The organism is bacterium (genome assembly GCA_030652805.1).
Classification (GTDB): Bacteria; JAHJDO01; JAHJDO01; order JAHJDO01; family JAHJDO01; genus JAHJDO01.
Map to the genome: position 1 here is coordinate 1 of JAUSPT010000039.1, position 2,522 is coordinate 2,522.

Sequence of the window (2,522 nt, forward strand, 5' to 3'; positions counted from 1 at the left end):
TATTTGCCTTAAGTATATATTAATATAAGTTGCTTCTCAACTAATATGGTTACAATCTGGTGACATATTCGTTCTTAGAAAACCACCACAGGTTGCAGCTATTTTTTTTCTAATGTAAAATCTAATAAATCTTCCAAAATAGTTGTTTTTCTTGATTTATTTCATATCCTAATTCTTTTCTTACAAAATGCAATTCAGGAAGAACAATCTTTATCTCCTGTTCTTCTTCTTTCTTTCGCCAATATACAATGAAGTTAACTTTGGCAAATTGGGGCTCATAACCATTTTTCTCAATTCGCTCCAATTGTTCTGCACACTTTTGAGAAGATCTGAAAACACTTATCCCCTTATCCGTCAGCCACTTCCCGTCTTTATACTGCAAGATATCGCCACTTCGCAAGGACTCAACTAAATATTGCCGTCCGATGAAATAATCCAGCCATACATCTCGATGACTTAACTGCATAGCTAGTTTTCCCGGCAATTCGTAGTGAGCCCTGTCTTCAAATCTTGACAAATTTACCACTTGAATATGATCTAGGTAACGCCTATTCAGATGTATGGTTAAGTTGTTTTTTGCACGTGTCATTGCCACATAAAGCTGTCGCTTCTGCTCTTCTGTGCTTATCTCGAAGTTTTCAAGCAAAAGAATCACATTATCAAATTCTTTGCCTTTTGCTTTATGAATGGTTGATACAAAAATAGTTTCTCTGGATTCTGAATAAAAATCTTCTAGTCTAGATTCTTTAACAAATACTTCAAAATCAGTTATATACTTTCTTTGCGGATAGATGGCTTCAAAATCCAGGATAATTTTTTTGCAAATATCCAGTATTTCACTTTTTCCATATCTCTTCACGAGGGCCCTTTTTGCCGTATTCCAGATATCATCACTAATAATTGATGTCGTCGGATCAATAGATAATTGCTTCAAAAAGAATCGCAGTTCTACAAGATCGTATAAATAGAACCCTTCATTGGTTTGAATCAATCTTGCCGATATTCCTTTTTGTAACAACAGGCCAGTCACCTGAAGCGCTTCATCATTGGTATGAGTTAACACACAAGTACTTCCTACAAGCTCTGTACCAGAAAGATCTTCAATAAAGGGAACAAGCAGATTGTTATTAGTGTATCGTATAATCCTTATATCTCCATTGTCCTGACTATGCGCCACAGTTTCATTTTTCTTTAAACGTCCTCGTATCAAACCAGAAAACTGATTAGAAAATTCCTAGATTTCTTTTGCTGCGATAGTTTTCCAATAGTTCGTAATTTGCGGCCTGATTCTCTAACATAAATTTTCCCATATATTTTGCACTTGAGCCACGGAATTCAAATATGTTCTGGTCATCATCACCAACAACAATTACCCGCATATCTTCATTTTGTGCCATTAAGGTTTGCACTAGGCTAAACACATCCTGATCCATATCCTGTGCTTCATCAATGACAAGTACTGTCTTCGTAATCCTGCTAGGCTCCACTTCCCCATTGAGAATTTTCTCAACCGTTTCCTTTATTGCATTTTCAAACTTCTCAGCATTACCGACTCTGCCAAGCAAATCAAAACAATAAGAATGGAAGGTCTTAATCTCAATAAAATTAGCCGTACTACCAACTAGTTTTATTAGTCGTTTCTTAAACTCAGTAGCTGCAGCGCGAGAAAAAGTGAGCATTAATAACTGCTCATGCTTGACATCTTCCATCAAAATCAGAGAAGCTAATTTATGAACGAGAATTCTGGTTTTACCGCTTCCCGGACCTGCTAAAACCGCAATATGTTTATTTTTATTATCCTTAATAATACTCAACTGTGTTGGTGACAATTCACCAAACAATTGCTTAAATTTCCCAGGACTAATATTTCTCCGAATATCCTCTCCTCTGCTTCCTTTAAAATACTTCTGCAGGAAAGTAGTATAATTCTGGCGGAAGTAATCTTCTACAAATTGCAGGGCTTCCCGGTAGTTATCAATCATTTTTTTGGCATATTCCCCTACAATATGAATCTGCTGTACCTTATTTTCATAGAACTGATCCAGCTTCTGATAATCTTCTATTTTATATCTTCTTTTATTATCTTCCTCCAGCCGTTCGATGGTCATAGGATTATAGACCACTAAGAAGCCGCCTTCAATTTTTATTGAATCAATACGAGATAAATAAAAAAGAGCATCCTCAATATCTGCAATACTAACCTCAATTTTAAATAGGTTCATACTCTCTTCATATGCTTTCTTTATGCCTCAGCGGCAGTTGTCAAGTATTCCTTGACAAGAAAATACCTTTAGACTTTTCGTCTTGAAAATTGTACCAGAGGGTACTACCCCATGTAAATGAGGCTTTCGCGGCATAAACAACTGCTTAGATTTCTAATCGGGCACCATGGCTCTGCCTTAGCGGTATATGCATACTTTTTTATCGAGCTGTAGAAAAACACTATACTGGTAAGTATGTCAATTCCAAGCTGGAGTTTTCGGCAGACAAAGAAAACAAGGCCCCAAAATAGAGCCCTACGT

Annotated in this window: 3 protein-coding genes; all 3 read right to left on the minus strand. The window is 36.4% G+C overall.

Annotation, left to right across the window (positions count from 1 at the left end):
• Positions 1-121: 121 nt before the first annotated feature.
• Positions 122-1,177, minus strand: a complete 1,056-nt coding sequence (locus tag Q7J67_04110) for a 3'-5' exonuclease (GenBank protein MDO9464463.1) — start codon at positions 1,175-1,177, stop codon at positions 122-124.
• A 46-nt stretch (positions 1,178-1,223) separates the two neighbouring features.
• Entirely contained in the window at positions 1,224-2,222 is a 999-nt protein-coding gene (locus tag Q7J67_04115; protein MDO9464464.1) for an AAA family ATPase, read from the minus strand.
• Between the two features lie 104 nt (positions 2,223-2,326).
• Positions 2,327-2,522: hypothetical protein (locus Q7J67_04120; GenBank protein ID MDO9464465.1), on the minus strand; the 196-nt coding region annotated here is incomplete at its 5' end.

What these genes read in the sequence shown, in the direction of transcription:
- Q7J67_04115 (MDO9464464.1), bottom strand. Translation starts at nt 2,222, where the DNA reads ATGAACCTATTTAAAATTGAGGTTAGTATTGCAGATATTGAGGATGCT.